This is a genomic window from Bartonella sp. SD1336NMGDW, assembly GCF_042193565.1.
In the GTDB taxonomy this organism is placed as follows: Bacteria; Pseudomonadota; Alphaproteobacteria; order Rhizobiales; family Rhizobiaceae; genus Bartonella; species Bartonella grahamii.
Genome location: NZ_JBHILW010000016.1, coordinates 1 through 18,199, shown reverse-complemented (window position 1 = coordinate 18,199; position 18,199 = coordinate 1). Strand labels below are relative to the sequence as shown.

At 42.0% G+C, this 18,199-nt stretch carries 17 protein-coding genes, 1 tRNA gene and 1 pseudogene; 5 read left to right on the top strand and 14 right to left on the bottom strand.

Translation table 11 applies throughout. The features are described from left to right. Positions 1-55: 55 nt before the first annotated feature. Positions 56-832, bottom strand: coding sequence for a type IV secretory system conjugative DNA transfer family protein (locus ACFIKH_RS07715; protein WP_375649482.1), 777 nt, complete (start codon positions 830-832; stop codon positions 56-58). A 449-nt stretch (positions 833-1,281) separates the two neighbouring features. Here ACFIKH_RS07715 and ACFIKH_RS07710 point away from each other — a divergent pair, with 449 nt between their 5' ends. Further along, positions 1,282-1,521 carry a hypothetical protein gene (locus ACFIKH_RS07710; RefSeq protein ID WP_375649480.1) on the top strand — a complete coding sequence of 80 codons (240 nt, stop codon included), beginning with the start codon at positions 1,282-1,284 and terminating at the stop codon, positions 1,519-1,521. 84 nt (positions 1,522-1,605) lie between these two features. Here ACFIKH_RS07710 and ACFIKH_RS07705 read toward each other — a convergent pair whose 3' ends face one another. The 4 genes and pseudogenes from ACFIKH_RS07705 to ACFIKH_RS07690 form a co-directional block, all read right to left on the bottom strand. Continuing rightward, entirely contained in the window at positions 1,606-1,872 is a 267-nt protein-coding gene (locus ACFIKH_RS07705) for a hypothetical protein (protein ID WP_375625354.1), read from the bottom strand. 190 nt (positions 1,873-2,062) lie between these two features. Further along, positions 2,063-2,262: pseudogene (locus ACFIKH_RS07700) on the bottom strand (UDP-N-acetylglucosamine 1-carboxyvinyltransferase); the annotation flags it as partial. A gap of 188 nt (positions 2,263-2,450) precedes the next feature. Then, positions 2,451-3,746: a UDP-N-acetylglucosamine 1-carboxyvinyltransferase gene (gene murA, locus ACFIKH_RS07695; RefSeq protein ID WP_375653664.1), complete on the bottom strand. Its 1,296-nt coding sequence runs from the start codon at positions 3,744-3,746 to the stop codon at positions 2,451-2,453. Between the two features lie 159 nt (positions 3,747-3,905). Further along, on the bottom strand, positions 3,906-4,058 hold the full coding sequence (locus ACFIKH_RS07690) for a hypothetical protein (RefSeq protein WP_015856869.1): 153 nt from the start codon (positions 4,056-4,058) through the stop codon (positions 3,906-3,908). Positions 4,059-4,235: 177 nt separating this feature from the next. On the opposite strand from ACFIKH_RS07690, the gene ACFIKH_RS07685 reads away from it, so the two are divergent. Further along, a tRNA-Thr gene (locus ACFIKH_RS07685) sits at positions 4,236-4,310 on the top strand. Between the two features lie 358 nt (positions 4,311-4,668). Here the strand turns inward: ACFIKH_RS07685 and ACFIKH_RS07680 are convergent. The 5 genes from ACFIKH_RS07680 to ACFIKH_RS07660 all read right to left on the bottom strand — a co-directional run bounded on the left by ACFIKH_RS07680 (position 4,669) and on the right by ACFIKH_RS07660 (position 7,559). Then, complete coding sequence (locus ACFIKH_RS07680; protein WP_375626382.1) at positions 4,669-5,412, bottom strand: lambda exonuclease family protein; 744 nt, start codon at positions 5,410-5,412, stop codon at positions 4,669-4,671. A gap of 256 nt (positions 5,413-5,668) precedes the next feature. Continuing rightward, positions 5,669-5,851: a hypothetical protein gene (locus ACFIKH_RS07675; RefSeq protein ID WP_375671400.1), complete on the bottom strand. Its 183-nt coding sequence runs from the start codon at positions 5,849-5,851 to the stop codon at positions 5,669-5,671. 497 nt (positions 5,852-6,348) lie between these two features. After that, entirely contained in the window at positions 6,349-6,537 is a 189-nt protein-coding gene (locus ACFIKH_RS07670) for a hypothetical protein (protein WP_375671398.1), read from the bottom strand. 2 nt (positions 6,538-6,539) lie between these two features. Further along, positions 6,540-6,929 (bottom strand): hypothetical protein, encoded by a 390-nt coding sequence (locus ACFIKH_RS07665; RefSeq protein ID WP_375671396.1) that lies wholly within the window; start codon positions 6,927-6,929, stop codon positions 6,540-6,542. Positions 6,930-7,241: 312 nt separating this feature from the next. Further along, a complete protein-coding gene (locus ACFIKH_RS07660) occupies positions 7,242-7,559 on the bottom strand; it encodes an XRE family transcriptional regulator (RefSeq protein ID WP_375671394.1) in 318 nt (105 codons plus the stop codon). A 416-nt stretch (positions 7,560-7,975) separates the two neighbouring features. On the opposite strand from ACFIKH_RS07660, the gene ACFIKH_RS07655 reads away from it, so the two are divergent. Both ACFIKH_RS07655 and ACFIKH_RS07650 read left to right on the top strand, forming a co-directional pair. Then, on the top strand, positions 7,976-9,043 hold the full coding sequence (locus tag ACFIKH_RS07655) for a YdaU family protein (protein WP_375671391.1): 1,068 nt from the start codon (positions 7,976-7,978) through the stop codon (positions 9,041-9,043). Between the two features lie 877 nt (positions 9,044-9,920). Continuing rightward, complete coding sequence (locus tag ACFIKH_RS07650) at positions 9,921-12,488, top strand: toprim domain-containing protein (RefSeq protein ID WP_375671389.1); 2,568 nt, start codon at positions 9,921-9,923, stop codon at positions 12,486-12,488. On the opposite strand, the gene ACFIKH_RS07645 is transcribed toward ACFIKH_RS07650, so the two are convergent. From ACFIKH_RS07645 to ACFIKH_RS07630, 4 genes are all read right to left on the bottom strand, one after another. Continuing rightward, positions 12,485-13,039 carry a hypothetical protein gene (locus tag ACFIKH_RS07645; RefSeq protein ID WP_375671387.1) on the bottom strand — a complete coding sequence of 185 codons (555 nt, stop codon included), beginning with the start codon at positions 13,037-13,039 and terminating at the stop codon, positions 12,485-12,487. The genes ACFIKH_RS07650 and ACFIKH_RS07645 overlap by 4 nt on opposite strands. Before the next feature lie 61 nt (positions 13,040-13,100). Beyond that, positions 13,101-13,784, bottom strand: a complete 684-nt coding sequence (locus tag ACFIKH_RS07640) for a hypothetical protein (RefSeq protein WP_375671385.1) — start codon at positions 13,782-13,784, stop codon at positions 13,101-13,103. Between the two features lie 24 nt (positions 13,785-13,808). Continuing rightward, on the bottom strand, positions 13,809-14,249 hold the full coding sequence (locus ACFIKH_RS07635; RefSeq protein WP_375671384.1) for a hypothetical protein: 441 nt from the start codon (positions 14,247-14,249) through the stop codon (positions 13,809-13,811). A gap of 58 nt (positions 14,250-14,307) precedes the next feature. Further along, complete coding sequence (locus ACFIKH_RS07630) at positions 14,308-14,877, bottom strand: hypothetical protein (RefSeq protein ID WP_375671382.1); 570 nt, start codon at positions 14,875-14,877, stop codon at positions 14,308-14,310. Between the two features lie 87 nt (positions 14,878-14,964). On the opposite strand from ACFIKH_RS07630, the gene ACFIKH_RS07625 reads away from it, so the two are divergent. After that, entirely contained in the window at positions 14,965-15,534 is a 570-nt protein-coding gene (locus tag ACFIKH_RS07625) for a hypothetical protein (protein ID WP_375671380.1), read from the top strand. Positions 15,535-18,199 lie beyond the last annotated feature (2,665 nt).

Sequence of the window (18,199 nt, the reverse complement as noted above, 5' to 3'; positions counted from 1 at the left end):
ACCAGCCTCAAAGAAGCAGGAAATCAACAGTATATTTAATCAGAAATGATCACATTTACATAAGTTTGATAGAACGGTCAAAAACGACCAGTGGACCGGAATATTTGAGACAAGTTGGAATAACATTACTGGTTGTTTTATAACTACCAGAACCAGCAAAAAATAACATATGAGTTGAATCAAAATTAAGTTTGTATGTCAACAATGGCTGTCTACCACCTTTTCCCCATGTTGTTTTGTCTTTAGGATCAAATTTGACATCTTTAACAATATCTTTGTCGACTCTATAGCGCTCTCCTATGACGACTTCACCATCACGAGGAAAAATCTCTTCAATCTTTTTCATACTCATCCATTGAACACCACCAAAGATCGTATTTTTTGAATTTTTCAAAGGTGAAGCTTTAGGTAATGATCGTTTTATCGTGTAACCAAGGATAACAATGCCAACAATAACACCCCCTAAAACCATCCTATCAAAGAAAGGAAAAACATCCGCCCATGTCATATTATTTTGACCTACATAGGGACTAAGTCTGATATATTCATTTGCACTATAATAAGCTGCAAACAAACCAAAGATGATCATGGACGAAATAATGATATTTTTTCTGATATGCCTTTTTTGTAATAAGATGAATGAAGAACATGAAAGTGCAATAAGGATTAAAATATCCAGTGGCTTTGATCTTACAAACCAATAAGCATCAGGCGTCGTTCCATTTTCTGTAATGTTATTGATCGTTATATTGACCAAAAAAGCTACAATGATTGAAAATATGAATGGCAATACTAAAAATATAATCTGTTTTTTGTCTAATTTATTAACCATTTTCCCCCCGACATATCAGAAAAAGCTTCTCTTCCTATTTTTTCGAAATTTTTATATTTTTTGAATTTTTATCAAGTTTTGAAACATAAAACAAGCCTCTTCAGATGAAAGACTTATCTGCCTCTCTAAGACGGGCTTTTATAAAAAGCGCCCCTAAACTAATTTTTTCAAAAATTTTTCCAAAGTTTCTTTGATGCTTCACGCGCTATTTAAATTTCTTACTTAACTCTTTTACGACACTGTATATGCTTCTTAACAGAAAAAAAACCAATAACAATACGCATTAGTGTTCACTGAAAAAAAGCGCGGTTTATCATATTTTTCCGTAAAACATTATTGTTTAGAGCCGTGATATAAGGCATGTAAAACTTCACATATTTAAGTGTTTTTTTAGAGTGTGTAATAAATGGGCATGACTTATCCCGTAGAGCCTTTTTAAAGTGAACCACATGGAGCGGTCAGGAGTAGGTCAAACCGCGCCAACAGAATCCGAACTTTTTACAAAACAGCCCTTAAGTCAGGAATATGCATCCTTTAAAGCGGAAGAAAAACAAAGACAAGAAAAAGCGTACAAATCAGGCGTCATGACGAGCACCCCTACTCTGTTTTATGAGATGCATTTCCTTCTAGTCCATGGGCACTTTATCGGCACCCCATTAACAATGCCATCCTCAGCTTTTAAAGAATGAAGCGACTTTTTTGTTATGGTCGTCTTTTATAGGTTTTCCATATTCATTTTTTCATCAATTAAAGAAATTACATCGCCCTTTTCATCAATACCCGTGCCCAAGAGTTCTACTAAACTTCCATGGATTGCGAGATTTTAAAGGATTACACTCCGGATTCTTGTCATGTACTATACACCATTCTATATAAGCTGGGTCATTCTGAAAATCTTCAGGGTCATCATAAAGAACTTTTTTTTCAAGTTGATTTGCACCAGACTTTTTCCATGTACCTGCAATCGTTTGAGGCAATTGAGCTTGATAACATCCAATCATAATCAATAAAGCACTCAATAATTTAAAAGTCTTCTTCATTTTATTTTCCTTGAATAATTATAAATACTATAAAAGTACATAAATTATTTTATTACCATATTTTTATATTAAAAAACAATAAATACTGTGAATATTTACTATCATTTTGAATATATATTCTTTAATACTTTGCTTTGACAATGATAATACAACGAACACAAATACAAAAGAAACAACAAGCGCGCAAATACAAAACCGTCGCCATAACGGGAGCCCCTTCCAAATTCTCTGTTCCAAATTCTCTGTTCCATGAGATAGTTGCCCTCTCGCCCATGGCACTTTATCTGCACTCTCAAGCGATTGAGTTCTTGAACATGCATGAAACGATTTTCGAAAACCGTCTCTGTAATATGCGTGGTTCCCTCAACCCCGTGTCATAAGCGCCGTAAACGACACTGAGAACAATGATACAAGTCTCTATTTGTTTGTTTTATGAAGCCCCACCCGCCTCTCAAACGCTTATGCCAACTCGTAAAAACTCCAAAACCATGAGAGCCCCGCGTTTATTGAGAGGATTAACAAACCTTGTTGTCTGAGATCAAGCCCCTTAAAGGGAGACCGAATACCTTTGAAGAGAATTACACTGTGATGCGTTGGATTTTTGCACCACAACGAACTAATTTTTCCTCTAATCTCTCAAATCCACGATCAAGATGATAGACACGATTGACGATTGTTTCCCCCTTTGCTGCCAATGCTGCAATCACAAGAGAAACAGAAGCGCGCAAATCCGTCGCCATAACGGGAGCCCCTTGCAAATTCTCTGTTCCATAAACGGTTGCCGTTTGCCCATCAAGCTTTATCGAGGCCCCTAAACGATTGAGTTCTTGAACATGCATAAAACGATTTTCGAAAATCGTCTCTGTAATATGCGCAATGCCTTCAGCCCGTGTCATGAGCGCCATGAATTGCGCTTGGAGATCGGTTGGAAAAGCAGGATAAGGTCCTGTTTTAATATCAACAGGCATAATTTTGGTGTTCTTTGGATTTCGCTTAACATGAATTCCTTGAGGTTCTATTTGAATCTCGAGCCCTGTTTTTTGGAGCACCTTAAGCACTTTTGTGAGGTGATTAGGATTTGCATTTTTAAGAAAGACATCGCCTCCTGTCATAGCAACAGCCATTGCATATGTCCCCGCTTCGATTCGATCAGCAATAACGCGTATTTTTGTTCCTTTAAGTTTTTTAACCCCTTCAATTGTAAGCGTTGTTGTTCCCTCACCAGTTATTTGAGCCCCCATAGCATTCAAAGTTCGAATAAGATTTGCCACTTCTGGTTCACAAGCTGCATTCTCAAGAAAGGTTGTTCCCTTTGCCATTGTCGCCGCCATAAGCATTACATGGGTTCCACCAACAGTAACTTTAGGGAAACGATAGTGAGCACCTTTTAACCCCCTTGGTGCTTTTGCATGAACATATCCATTTTCGATCGTAATCTGTGCGCCTAAAGTTTTGAGCCCCTCAAGGATAAAATCGACAGGTCTGGTTCCGATAGCGCATCCTCCAGGAAGCGAAACATAAGCCTCTAAGCATCGTGCAAGGAGAGGTCCGATAACCCAAAAGCTTGCGCGCATTTTTTTCACCAGTTCGTAGGGCGCCCGTGTTGTCGCTATTTTTTGCGCAGTAAAATGAATTGTTCTTGAATTCACACACTCATCGTTAAACTCTTGTCCATCAACGGCATATCCAACACCATGATTATTGAGGATACGAATAAGCAGTTCGACATCAGCCAGATGAGGAATATTTTCTAAAGTGAGCGTTTCTTCTGTCAAAAGCGCCGCAATCATAAGAGGCAATGCAGCATTTTTTGCCCCTGAGATAGGAATTGTTCCTTTAAGTTTTTTTCCCCCAATAATTTGAATAGAATCCATCGTGTTTTCCCTCTTTTCCTTTGTGCCTGCCCTTCCAAAGGTTTTTCCCCCTTCGAGAAGTTATGCTTTATTAATCGTTTTAGAACGCATTCTAAATATGAGAACAAATTATTGAGAAGTTTGGTTGCAAAGCTTCACTAAAAAACATTTTTTTGCATTTTAGAGCTCTGTTTGCGCTCTTTGTCGGCTTTGCTCTTTTCGACGTTTCAGGTTTTGACGCAATTGTTGCGCCAATCTTTCTTGACGTCGTTTTGCTTTTTCATCTTGATGATTCATTTCATTTTGTTTTTGTTTTTGATGCATTTGTGTCATTGCGCAACCTTTTAAACAGTGTTGAGCTTCTATCCAAGCAACTCATAACCTTAAATATTCAAGCGTATAAGAAACATATGTCATGACATAAGATACGTTTTCTTGCAAGAATATACAAATGTTCTCTTGCCTATTTTCTGACAATATGGCACAAGACAGCGCAAAGATTGAAAAGGGGCTGCGGTAGCTCAGTGGTAGAGCACTCCCTTGGTAAGGGAGAGGTCGAGAGTTCAATCCTCTCTCGCAGCACCATTTTATTCTTCTTTTGTTTATTCTTCTCTTACCCCTCTCCTCTTTTTCTGCAAACACCAATCACCTCCATTGAATCCTCCATCAACGAAAATATCATACGCAGCACTCTCTCAGTAAGAAAAGCTCTTGCCTTATTTATTGGTGCCTCCCTAACACTCAACATAAAAGCTCCCAGAACAACAACGTGCTCAATACGCCTAAATAAGCTTTAACGGTCTTAATTCCCCCTTCAAACATCTTCCTCCATTTTCCAACATGCTTTCATATTCATTCCAAGCTCCCTCCTTGCGCTTTCCTCAAACACCCCACTTTGCTTTTCCCCCTCTGCTCTTTCCTTTTTATAAAACTTTACCCCTCCTCAACGCTGTACAGATCCCTTTCTTGCCCGCCTCATTCTTGTGTTTCCCACCAACAGACGCTTTGCATTCGCTCCCCGCTCTCTGTTTTTCCTTTCCTTCAGAGCAATTTCTGTCCTTATACTAAAACCTGTCCCAACACACTTAATTTGCTGTACCATCTTCTCCAAAGCCTCATTAAAACGGCTAATTTCATTTTCCAGCTTGTAAATATACGCTTCATCACGATAAGCACGTTTAATCAAAGGTGGCATATCAGGCCAATAGAGCATTAAATCCACCCATTCGCGTTGAGAAATCCATAACCCTCCTTGACATTGTGCTTTATGTTCTGCTGGAAAAGTCTTTTGCATGAAATGAGGGATCAAAATTTCAGGTTTTTTTGTTTTAATTTCTAATAAGCCATTTTCTCCCACAAAAGCATCGGGAGAAAATCCTTGTCCGCGATCATCTGCCAAAACAAAGCCAATACATTCAGGTTCTGTATGCGTAAGTTTTGCATAGAGCTGTCGTGCGATTGGTTCTAATTCTGTCCCGCGTCGCTGAGAAACTGTTGTTCCTTCCTCAACGGTTTTTCCTGTAATTCTTTCTCCCGCCAATTTCATCATCACACTATGATATCGTGAAGTTTTTTGCCCCTGTTTTTTTTGTGCCATAACCATCTCAAACAAAGAAGCCGTAATCAAACCATTACGCACTTTCATCCATTCTTCTGTTCCCTGAACACAATCGATAATGATTGGCATAGTATTTCTCCCCTTCACCTTTAAAGTTTTTTTTGCAATATATTCTCTTTGAAACATTCACATTTTTTAAGCTGTATCCCTGTTTAAGCAGTGTCCCTCACACAGACTAAAAGCGACAGCATCCTTCAATGCATCCTTCAAGTATTGTACCCCCGAAAACACAAAAACTGCCCCCCAACATCCCCCCCGCAGATTTCTCAATTCCCCAATGAAACTCAGCCAACAGCTTTTCCCTTCGCAAAGCGCCCACAATTTCTCACATATAAGCTCTTTTCTTCATACCCCCCTCTCTCTCATATCGGCTTCTCATATCGGCTAAAAAATTTCCCGCAAAACGCTCCCCCCCAAGAAGGAAAACATAACGCGCATCATGGTCACCGCAATAAAAAAGCACTTGCCCTTTCATGAGTAAAATAATGCCCCCCTTAACACGCAACACAAAAGCTCCCAGAACACACGTGTCCCAATACGTCTAAACAAACTTTAACGGTCTTAATTCCCCCTTCAAACATCTTCCTCCATTTCCCAACATGCTTTCTATTCACTCCAAATCCCCTCTTGCTTTTCCTCCTCTGCTCTTTCCTTTTTATAAAACTTTGCCTCTGCTCAATGCTGTACTGCTTCTTCTCTTCCTCCTAAGCCTCATGTTCGTTCTACAACATGCTTTCTATTCACTCCAAGCCACTGATAGTTACCTCTCCCTCCATTTCCTCAATCCCCCCAATGTGAAACTCAGCCAACAGCTTTTCCCCTCGCAAAACGCCCACAATTTCTCACATATAGGCTCTTTTCTTCATACCCCCCTCTCTCATATCGGCTAAAAAATTTCCCGCAAAACGCTCCCCCCCCCCCAAGAAGGAAAACATAACGCGCATCATGGTCACCGCAATAAAAAAGCATTTGGGCCCATCATTGCGGCTCCCTTCTTCAACCCTGCTATTGCACGACGGAAAAATCATGACGACAATATTCTTCCCCCAATTTTTTTGCCACAAACTGAGCCACCTCTTGTGATATAAAAAGTATAGCTTTGTGTTTTTGTGGTTCAAGTCTGATTAAATTTCGCGTATTTCCAGCATAATAAAGTGGAATGCCTTGATAAGAAGTCATGAGATAACTTGGCATGTTTACCACCAATAATCTGCCAAGACATCACATGGACGTAACCGATGCTGTTTTTCATAAGAGCCATAGAGATTATCTTCATAATCGCAAGCTGCTCTTTCATTTAAACAAGCATGATAAGCTTCACTATTCAAAACGAAGGGCTGCAATGGTGTATTTTCTTCATTCATTTCATGATTTTCGGTATAAAAATCAGCGATTTGTTCCGTAACATCTTCAACATGAGAAGCTGTCAGATCAAGTCGTAAAACTCTATAAACAGTTTCACATTCTTCAATCAGTTCGAGCACCTCTTCAATTTCGTCGATTGGTCCTTCATAAGTACAAGGATTTTCCTCTTCGCATAAAACGATAATGATTTCATCCTCTTTAACGAACGGAATATTTTTCATGATTTCCCCCTTTAGATAGTTGATAAAGCATAGCCTTGTCTTGACAAGACTAAATATAGCGTTAGTCTTATATCCTCTATAGGAGAGATGTCAACCATTTTATCCTTCATAAAAGATATATTTTAAATCTCTGCGGGGTTCAAATGACATATGTCAATAAAAATCTATTATTCTTTGTTCCTCTCATGTCCCTTTGTTGTTCTCTATTTGTTCTTACTCGATTGCAATTATAAACACACAGGAGAGATAAAATGAGTGATATGATATTAATAAAATACTGGAGTCGTCTTGATTCAAAAGCACAGAAGGAAGTTATTTTGAAGCTTCGTCAACGGGTCGCCGCAAAAGAGTCAAAATCGCCTGCCTCTCTTGCGGAGAGAGTTTTGAAATAAGCTCTATAAATTCTTTATCTTCAGGGCTAGCCCCTTTACCGTAAAGAATATAATTCATACTGATATTAATTTCGTGACAAATTCGCGAAAGAGATTCGATTGTTGGTTCTTTTCCTTCAGAAAGAATAGAATGAAGGTACCCCGCACCTTTACCGGCAGAGAGGGAGATAGATCTTTTTGACCGCCCACTTTTTTCAAAAGCGATCCTTAATCTTTGACGCCAACCATCGATATTCATAATTCCACCATATAGCGCGTCTTTTAAAAAAAACACGTCCTTTTTATAAAACGAGCTTGCATTATCCTCTAAAAAGGATAAAATTAAGGAAACAAATTTTACTTTTTAGGGAGAAAATTTTTTTATTTTTGGATCATAAAAACACTTTAACCACCCTATAGGATATACAAAACCACCTCCCAAAGTTGCTGCCCAAAGCAGATACATTGAAAATGTGTGGTACTCTTTATTTTTTCCATCACCGCAATCTTAAATCGTAAGTTTGCATGCGTTTCAAGCACACCCAATCATTTATAAGCGTCGTAAAGAAGCCTCTCGTCATCATCGAACAGAGCCCAACACAACACAAGTTAAATCCTTATTTGCGCTTTTATCATCAATAAAAATGTATAAAAAAGAAGAAAGTAGATTGCAGTATGAAACACGCTAATCAACAAGAAACTCCTCATTATGAATCGTCTAGGCTTCCATATGTTTGTTGGTATCAAAATGACTTTCTAGGAGGCGTACGTGGGATGCGCGCACACGAAATTGGAATCTATACGATTCTTCTCAATGAAATGTATGCACGCGGCCGTCCTCTAGAAATATCGAAAGAACGTTTAGCGCGTCTTTGTGGTTGTGACAAGCGAACTTTTGTTAATGTTTTAGAAATGCTCATCCAAGAGGGTAAGATTTTAAATTTAGCCAATGGATTATGGAACAAGCGTTGCGAAAATGTTTTTCAAGAGCGTGAAAAATTGCTTGAACAAAAATCCTTTGCGGGTCGTTCTTCGGCAAAAAAACGCAAGAAAATCAATGCTGAGATTCAACAACTGCTTAACGAGAGTACAAAAGATGCTGCACAAAGCTCAGAAGCTCAAAAGACAGAAGAAAAGGAAACACCTTACGGTGTTTTAGAAAAGAAAATTTTGTTTGATGAGACAGAACCTTGTTTTTCCTGCGAAGAGAACTTTGAACAAAGCGATCACCCATCACCCTCATCGGCTCTTGATTCTGCTCTCTCTTCCCCTCCACAAGAAGAAGCGGAGCAAAAAAACGCCCCCTCTTTAAACGCTCCCCAAACCGATTTTGCCCCTGCCCCTATTGCACAAATTGTCACGGAGGAAAAAACAAAATCCGCCACCACACTCCCACCCAGCCTCTCTGTATCCATTCCGCCTTCTTCCAACAAAAAACCCACTGCCTCAGTTGCCAAAGGGCATCGCCTTCCTGAGCATTGGCAAGCAGACATCAAGGCAGCAGTTTCAGAAGGTTTAAGTGAAAGCCAAGCTCATTGGCAAGAAAAGAAGTTTCGCGACTATTGGCAAGCCAAAAGCGGCAAAGAAGCTCTCAAAGTAGACTGGCAAGCCACATGGCGCAACTGGTTTCGCCGTGAAATCGAACGGCTAGAACAGCAAAAACAGGGGAGCTCCTCATCTTTCATCTCTGAGAACAACGACATGCTTTACCGCAGTTTGATCAACTATAGCGACAATTTTTGACATCACACGAACAACCTATTTTTCAAGCACGCGCGGAGACAAAAAATGTTTCAAAACCATAAAAATAATAACAAAAACAACAATGAAATAAGCTCTTCATACAGCAAAACGAGCCAACATCACCCCTACTACTCTCACCACAAAAGTGTTCGCCCTACACAAGCCCATCTCTTGCACGCAAAGGAACACAAAAGCTCTCCAGCCTCTGTGTATCCATCCCGCCTTCTTCCAACAAAAACCCCACTGCCTCACAATTGCCCAAGAGCACCGTCTTCCATGCACTTGGCAAATAGTTATCAACGCGGCAGTTTCAGAAACTTTCAGCAAAGATCATACCCTTCAAACAAGGCTCGCCAGCCTCTCTGTATCCACCTCCTCTTTCTCGAGCAACACCCTTCTTCCAATTACCGCCCTTTCCAAAGAGCACCGGCTTTCTGAACATTGGCAAACAGACATCAACAGAGCCATTTCAAAAAACCTTCAACGAAAAGCAAACTCTTTGGCAACAAAACACCCCAACAAGCGCCACAACACATGACCCAACAGGACCCCCAGCATGCACAAAACCTCAGGCAGATCCACCCCGCTCTTCTTACACCCCCCTTCCTCCTTTCCCCAAGACACCACTTCCCATGCTCTTGGCAAACAGACATCAACAGAGCCATTTCAGAAGGTTTGAGTAAAAGCCAACCCCATTAGCAAAGCCAAGAAGTTTGGCGACTATTGGCAAGAAAAGAGCGACAAAGAAGCGCTCAAAGTAGACTGGCAAGCCCCATAGCACCACAGATTTCACGATCAGATCGAACGGTGAGAACAGCAAAAGAGAGTCCTTATCTCCTACATCTTAAGAAAAACAACAATCATATCACGAATAACCATGAGCACAATTTTTGAAATCAAACAAAAACTTATCTCACAAGCCGATAGAATAGCAGAAATGCTTCTTCCCCAAGGGCACAAACGAGGCAACAATTGGATTGTAGGCAACACACGTGGTGAAGCGGGTCAAAGTTTATCAATTTGCTTGAGTGGGAGTAAAGCAGGACTTTGGTATGACTTTGCAGAAGGCACTGGAGGAGATCTTTTAGATCTTTGGTGTGAAGTCAAAGGCATTAGCCTCTCTCAAGCATTAGAAGAAGCACGCGCAACTCTCAATTTGACACGCCCCAAACCCTTTATGGTCCCTCATCGTTCCTATCGCCGTCCACCGGTTCCTAAAGGGCAGACCCCGCAAAATCTGGTAAAAAACTATCTCCACAAAGAACGCCACATTCCTCTAGAGGTTATAAAGCGCTATCGCATAGGAGAAAATGGTGACAAAATCATTTTCCCCTTTTATAAACCCGACGGCACCCTTGCTTTAGTCAAAGAACGGCTCGCGCAAGCAGGAGCAAAAAGCAAACCAACAGCTTCCCAATGTGAACCGATTTTGTTTGGTTGGCAAGCCCTTTGCCCCACAGCCCCCCCCTCCACGCACGCACCTCAGCAAGCATCTCAGCAGGCACCTCAGCAGGCACCCCAAAACATCGCCACAACCAACCCCGCCTCCACACACACACCTCAGCAGACATCCCAACACACATCCCAACACACACCTCAGCAGGCGCCCCAAAACACATCCCAACACACACCCCAGCAGGCGCCCCAAAACACACCTCAGCAGGTACCCTCAACCAACCCCGCCTCCACGCACACACCTCAGCAGGCATCCCAACACACCGCCACAACCAACTACCCCTCCACACACACACCTCAGCAGGCATCTCAGCACGCACCTCAGCAGGCATCCCAACACACACCCCAGCAGGTACCCTCAACCAACCCCGCCTCCACGCACACACCTCAGCAGGCATCTCAGCACGCACCTCAGCAGGCATCCCAAAACACCGCCACAACCAACCACCCCTCCACACACACACCTCAGCAGGCATCCCAACACACACCTCAGCAGACATCCCAACACACACCTCAGCAGGCGCCCCAAAACACCGCCACAACCAACTACCCCTCCACGCAAGCACCCCAAAACACACCCCAGCAGGTACCCTCAACCAACCCCGCCTCCACGCACACACCTCAGCAGGCATCCCAACACACCGCCACAACTAACTACCCCTCCACACAAGCGCCCCAAAACACCGCCACAACCAACCACCCCTCCACGCACGCACCTCAGCAAGCATCTCAGCAGGCACCCACGCACGCGTCCCAACAGGCGCCATTCCCCACGCTTTCTTCAACAAACCGTACCATTGTTATCACTGAAGGAGAAATTGATGCGCTTTCCTTAGCCGCCTATGGATATCCGGCGGTTTCTGTTCCCTTTGGAGGAGGAAGTGGAGGCAAACACAACTGGATTGAAAATGAATTTGATCATTTAGAATCTTTTGAAACAATTTTTTTAGCCACCGATATGGATCCGCCCGGAGAAGAAGCAGCCCGTGAAATTGCCAGCAGGCTTGGACGTCACCGTTGCTACCGTGTCCGTTTACCCCGCAAAGATGCCAATGACTGTTTAACCGCAGGGATTGATAGCGCCACCATAAAAGCCGCCTTTTCCTCAGCACAAAGCTTTGCACCAGAAGGTTTACGGCGCGCCTCAGACTATAAAGATCAAGTGATTGGGCTTTTTTGGCCAGAGCCTGAAAAACATCTTGGTTATACGGTTCCCTATCCTAAACTGCAGGACAAATTGCATTTCCGCCCAGCAGAATTAACGCTCTGGAGTGGTGCGAGTGGTGCAGGTAAAAGCCAATTGTTATCAGACTGTATTCCCCATTGGATTGCACAAAAGAGTCGCCTTTGCTTAGCGTCTCTAGAAATGAAAGGAGAACAATCACTCCGCCGTTTAACCAAACAAACGGGCGGCTTAGAACAGCCTACAAAAGAAACGATTGAACGGATTCTTCATTTTTTAGACGAAGGGCTTATTCTTTATGAACATGTTGGCAAATCAAGCGTAGATACCTTGCTTGAAGTCTTTGACTATTGCCGTGCGCGCTATGGCTGCGATCAATTTATCATCGATAGTTTGATGCGGCTTGGCATTGCCTCTGATGATTATGCAAGACAAGAACAAGCCGTTTATAAAATGGTTGATTGGGCTGTTTTAAACAGTGTGCATATTCACCTTGTCGCCCATGCCCGCAAAGGCGGTCTGGATAAAGATATCCCCAGCACAGAAGACATTAAAGGCGCCTCAGAAATTGGCGCCAATGCCTTTAACATTATCACCATTTGGCGCAATCGGTCGTTGGAAGATAAAATCTTTGCCGCCTCTCTAGCACAAGAAAAAGCAGATTTAGCCAAACGCCCCGGCGTCATTATGAATATTGCCAAACAACGTTCTGGTGATTTTGAAGGAAAAATAGGGCTCTGGTTTGATCCCCAAACCTACCGCTATCGCTGTTCTTTTGAACAATCATTCCCTCGACGTTATCTTTAATGCTCCATAAACCCCACTCTCTTAAAAAACGTCTCCGCCTTCACACGCGCACGCCTTGCGCCCACATAAACAACAGGAAGGATAAATCCACAAATGATAAAAAACACCCAATCCTTCGAGAACCAAAGCCAGCCCAACCCCATATACTCTGCTCCCAAACGCAAACAAAAAAAGGTCGCTCCAACAACAGCGCAAAACACCACCCCTTTCAATAGCCACAAACAACGCGTCACCACCCCATCTTGCCGCCCCCTCATATGCAAAATCAAGAACCACTCCAACACTACAGCAAACACGATCCCTATCAAGGACAATAGTCCCCACGGTATATCCATACTCTCCATTCCCTCAAGAGCCAAAAAAAGGACGACTCCTAAAATGCAGTAAAACAGCACTTCCTTCAAAAAGAGGGAAACACCACAAATACAATAAAACGCCGCCCGCCACCAAGGAATATCGAAGCGATTGGAAAGCTTATAAGTACCAATAACGACAACAATAAAAAGGTAGGAAAACACCAACAACAGCAAAAAAAACAAATCGTTCGACATCAATATCCAAAATAACCCACAGTAAAATTAAAGACCACACCCATGGAGAAAAAAACACCAGCTACCTCAAGAACCAAGCCCATAGAACACGCGCACACCTTGCTCCCTCACAAACAAAAGGAAGGGTAAATCCAAAAATGAATAAAAACACCCAATCCTTCGAGAACCAAAGCCAGCTCAACCCTAGATTCTCTGCTCCCAGACGGGTAAAACAAAGAATTAGTGCCAAAATGCAGCAAAACAGCACAAAATTCAAAGCACGCAACAACCTCTGTAACACCGTATCACCTTGCTCGCGTATAAAGAACCCCAAGAGCACTTTCAACAATACAGTCAAGATCAATCCCTTTAAGAATACCGCTCTTATGCTATCCATATCTCTGACGCCCACAGCAGCAAACCACAGGATAAAGCCCATAAGGCAACAAAACATGACCGCCTTTACGAACACTTGCCCCGCCACAGGCATACTCTTGACGCCCAGATGCACCAAACCAAGGACAGTTGCAAAAATGCAAGAAAACACCGCCCCCTTCAAGAGCAGCTCCCCGTCAACAGCGCGACGACCCACGCCCACATAAACAAAACCAAGGTAGGTGGCAACAACGCCATAAAGCACCACCCATCTCCAAAACACCCACTCTGTAACAGAGCGACGCTTTGCTCCCTTATAAATAAAAATCAAGGCCAGAGAAAAAAAGCAGAAAAACCCCAACCACTGCCAAAACATCACATCGTTCGACATCAAATACCCCTCACAGAAAGAACATCAAAGACCACGCCCGTGGGAAAGAAAAATGCTCATTTTTTTTAAGCACCACCCCAACAGTACACGCACACACCGCACCCCCTCCAGGGCAAAAAGAGGAACAAGTCCAACAGTGCCCACAAACACCATATTGTTCGAGATCACAAACCAATGACCCCCCATATGATTGGCGCCGTTATACGCCAATCCAACAACAGCTCCAACAACGCCGCAAAACACCACAGCCTTGAAAAACACGCCCCACGATACAGTCTTACGGTCTGCTCCCACAACAATAAAACAAAGGGTCGCTCCAGCAATGCAAGAAATCTCCACCCCCTGCCAAAACACCTCCCACGTCATAACCGGTCGCCCCGCATCCTCATAAGCAAAACCAAGGACCAAGCCAATAACGCAGAAAAACGCCAGCCCCTTCAAAAACATGTCCCGCGCAACCACCATACGCCCCGCTCCTTTATTAAGTAAAAATCAGAGACCATGCCAAAAATGCAGAAAAAGATCAATCCTTTTCAAAGAATGAAAGCCTAAACCCCAAACGCTTTGCTCCTAAACCAATAAGCCCAAGGATAAGACCAAAGACAACGCCAAAAAGAATGTTAAACACCCACTTGTTTGAGAACCACACCCAAGTCAAACCAAAGTGCTCGGCTTGCGCATAAATAAAATCAATGACAGCAGCAAAAATGAAGCTCAACAACACCATCTTGAAGAACAAACCCTTTTTTACACCACGCCGCTGCATTACTTCATAACCAAACATAAGGAAAATGCCGGGAGTGCCATAAAATACCACAGCCCGTAAAAATACGCCCCACGTCATCCCCAACGCCTTCATTTCCATATAAACAGACACAAAGACAAAAACCGCAATGCAGAAAAATACCAATCTTTTCAAAGATAAAGCGCCGCGCAACATCATGCCACTCCCCATCAAGCCATTCAAGGAAAATCCACCATGCAACAAAACACCCCTCTTTTCAAGAGCCAAATCCATGGGGCTCCCCCACACAAGCGCAACAGTCCAAATCACCCCCAAGAGCGCATACCCAACACGCACACTCCAACACATGTCTTCCTCTCATCCCCCTCTTTTGCCTAGAGCAAGCAACATTTTTTAAAAAACGAGAAGCAAAGTTAAAATTTTTAAGGAGATGCTATGACCCATCACGAGAAAAAAAATACACAAACCTGCCCGCTTGATCATCAAAATCAAGGAAAGCACATTGGTCATTTAAAGACGCAAGAAATCCCTGTTGAAACGCGTAATCCTTATTTTAAACCCAATCATCCAGAAAGTTCCAGCAATCCGCGCACCATCAATGCCATTGCCAATACACAAAGCCATCCCATTGCACTTTTATATGCGAAAGGACATCTCAGCAAAGCCCAATATAAAGCGGCAGAACGTTTTTATTTTTACTGGCGTCAAAGTCAAGCCGATCTCCACATGAGCCTTGACTACACCCGTGAAAAGGTTTCCTGTAGCCAAGGGTACACACACCCCATTGAACGTCAAATAGAAGCCTCCAATCATTTAAGAACAATCAAAGTTCAACTGGGTATTCTTGGCTATTCACTGCTTGAACGCGTTATCGGCTATGGACAAGCAATCAAAGAATTAAATTCTTCAAAACGCAAACAAAATTCCCTTGCCGATCATTTACGAGATTGTTTAGACTTGCTCGCATTTCATTGGGGATATGCAAACCATAAACATTCTGAATAATCCCCTCCTCGCCATTCAAATCTGCCTCCCATGTTGCTGCGCCTTCTAAAGCCCCCCACACCGCTTAATCATCCAGCAGCTCTCCCCAACCTCTTCCACCACTTCACCCCTCACACCCAAAAGGACAATACTTCACTCCACACCCACTCAAGATACACTCCACACCCTTAAAAACAAAAACCCTGCTCCCACACCAGTCCTGTAATCATGAGGTTCTTTTAAGTTTATTCGTGCTTATTGAAGAATAAGTTTTGTTTAAGATGCTTGCATGCATCATAACAGCTTTAAATACAGTTTATTTAAATACAATTTAATTGTTTAATTAATGTCGAGTCTCAAAATAAATATTCAATTGAAAAAGTATTCATTAATTTTTAATGCAAAATGACAAAATTTTCTTTTTTGTAAAAAGTATTTTTTATATTGATATATTTTGAATTCTCTGCTAATTTTAGTGTAATAGTTTTGTAAGTATGAATTTGTGGATTGGATACGGTCTTTTAAATTCATTTTTTTAACATGTCCTACAAGCCAATGTTAAAATTCTCCTGCTTTTAGTCCTCTGATTACAACGGAGGACTTTTTTTTATGACTGTACTTTTTTATAACTGTATTGTCTTAAATCACTCTCTTATGAGCTTTGTTATATTCCTCCATAAAATCTCCCCGCAAACTAGATCATTCTTTTATCAAGTTGGCTTGCGTTCGATCCTCAAAGAACAAAGATTCTTAACCCAATCTGATCTACAAACAGCTTGGATAGACTTCACTCTTGGTTTTCCATTCACTCTTTGTTTTCTATTCAGGGATTTTCAGCTGAACTCAAGATGCAACACGAGCAAGCTCTGCCCTAAAGATTCACCACGCCCTTTAAAAAACACTTCAATATATCCAAAGCGCCGGCTGGCTCTCATATCACCAAACCGCAAATGACAGTGTTTTACGACATAACAGAATGACTTATGTTTGACGACTTTCTTTATCCTGTAGCCCACCAACCGGTTGATGTATCATGGCACCATTTTGATTTATAATTATAATCGCGCGTTATTCATATTAAAATTAAGCGACCCGAGTATCATAGGGATTGTCTCATTTCAAATTTATTTCATATTGCATCAATCAACAGCATATCTTTTGCACGTTACCAACATGAGAGACATATGAAATAACACACTTCGAAGATAAAAAAGCAAGATGCCTCTTATGAACACGCTCAAGAGCCAAAGGCTGTCATCCCATGAGATGCTAAAATAGTATGATAGTGCTGGCTTTCGCCTTATGCGATTTTAAAAAGGGCTGATCCACTTCACAAGAGATTTCTCCATTATCCCATTCACCAACATTATTGTGAGATAAGACAACATGAGTTTTTTAAACAAAGACATAAATGTGCAACACAAGTATATTCTGTTTGAAACATTTGGTTTGATGTGAGTCGCCTAAAACCCCATTAAAAAACTTGCATCCCCACGAGAAAAAACTAAAGCGTGAGGATAAAAACATGAGACAAGCGTGATTCCATTCAGCTATTGCTCTTTAACTGTCAAACCAAATAAAAAATAGATCCGGCCAAATAAAAAATAGATCCGGAAAGACGGAGTTTCATCTATAGCACTTCATATTCTTCTCAAATATGTTCATCTTCCTGCTTTAAGAGATAAACTAAAAAGATATACAACATCGCTCCTAACATCCCCCTCTTTCTAGCATCCCTCAAGAATCAAACGTTATACAGCTCATTTTGTCATATTATAAAGCATTGTTATTTTAATGCGGTGTTGAGGCAGTGAAAATAATTGAAGTGTTTAGCCACCGCCATTAGCGAAGCAAAAAAACAAACTGTTGAAAAGCAGTGTAAATCTTGTGTAAACATAAAAAAAACAAGAAAAAGGCACAAAAATATCTTAATTTTTATAAAAATACTCAACGTCTTTTACGATTGTATTGACGAACAACCCTGATCACATAATCATCTTAAATATTGAGAATAAAAAATGAATAGCCCTACCCTAGCAAATACAGCAACCTACCAATATAAAATATAAAAAAAAATCTTTTGGTTATCTCTGTTTCTTATAGAATATGCCTTTCCCTATGGATGCACTCTAGCCTCCAAAGAGTGCATTCAATCCATGGAAAGGATGCACTCCGCGCCTTAAAAAGAGTGCATCCTTCCCCTCAAACGGATACTGCCCAACCCTCATAAAGCAGTATCCAAACTGTAGAGGATGCACTCCGCCCTCATAAAGAGTGCATCCTTCCCCTCAACGGATACTGCCCAACCCTCATAAAGCAGTATCCAAACTGTAGAGGATGCACTCCGCCCTCATAAAGAGTGCATCCTTCCCCTCAACGGATACTGCCCAACCCTCATAAAGCAGTATCCAAACTGTAGAGGATGCACTCCGCCCTCATAAAGAGTGCATCCTTCCCCTCAACGGATACTGCCCAACCCTCATAAAGCAGTATCCAAACTGTAGAGGATGCACTCCGCCCTCATAAAGAGTGCATCCTTCCCCTCAACGGATACTGCCCAACCCTCATAAAGCAGTATCCAAACTGTAGAGGATGCACTCCGCCCTCATAAAGAGTGCATCCTTCCCCTCAACGGATACTGCCCAACCCTCATAAAGCAGTATCCAAACTGTAGAGGATGCACTCC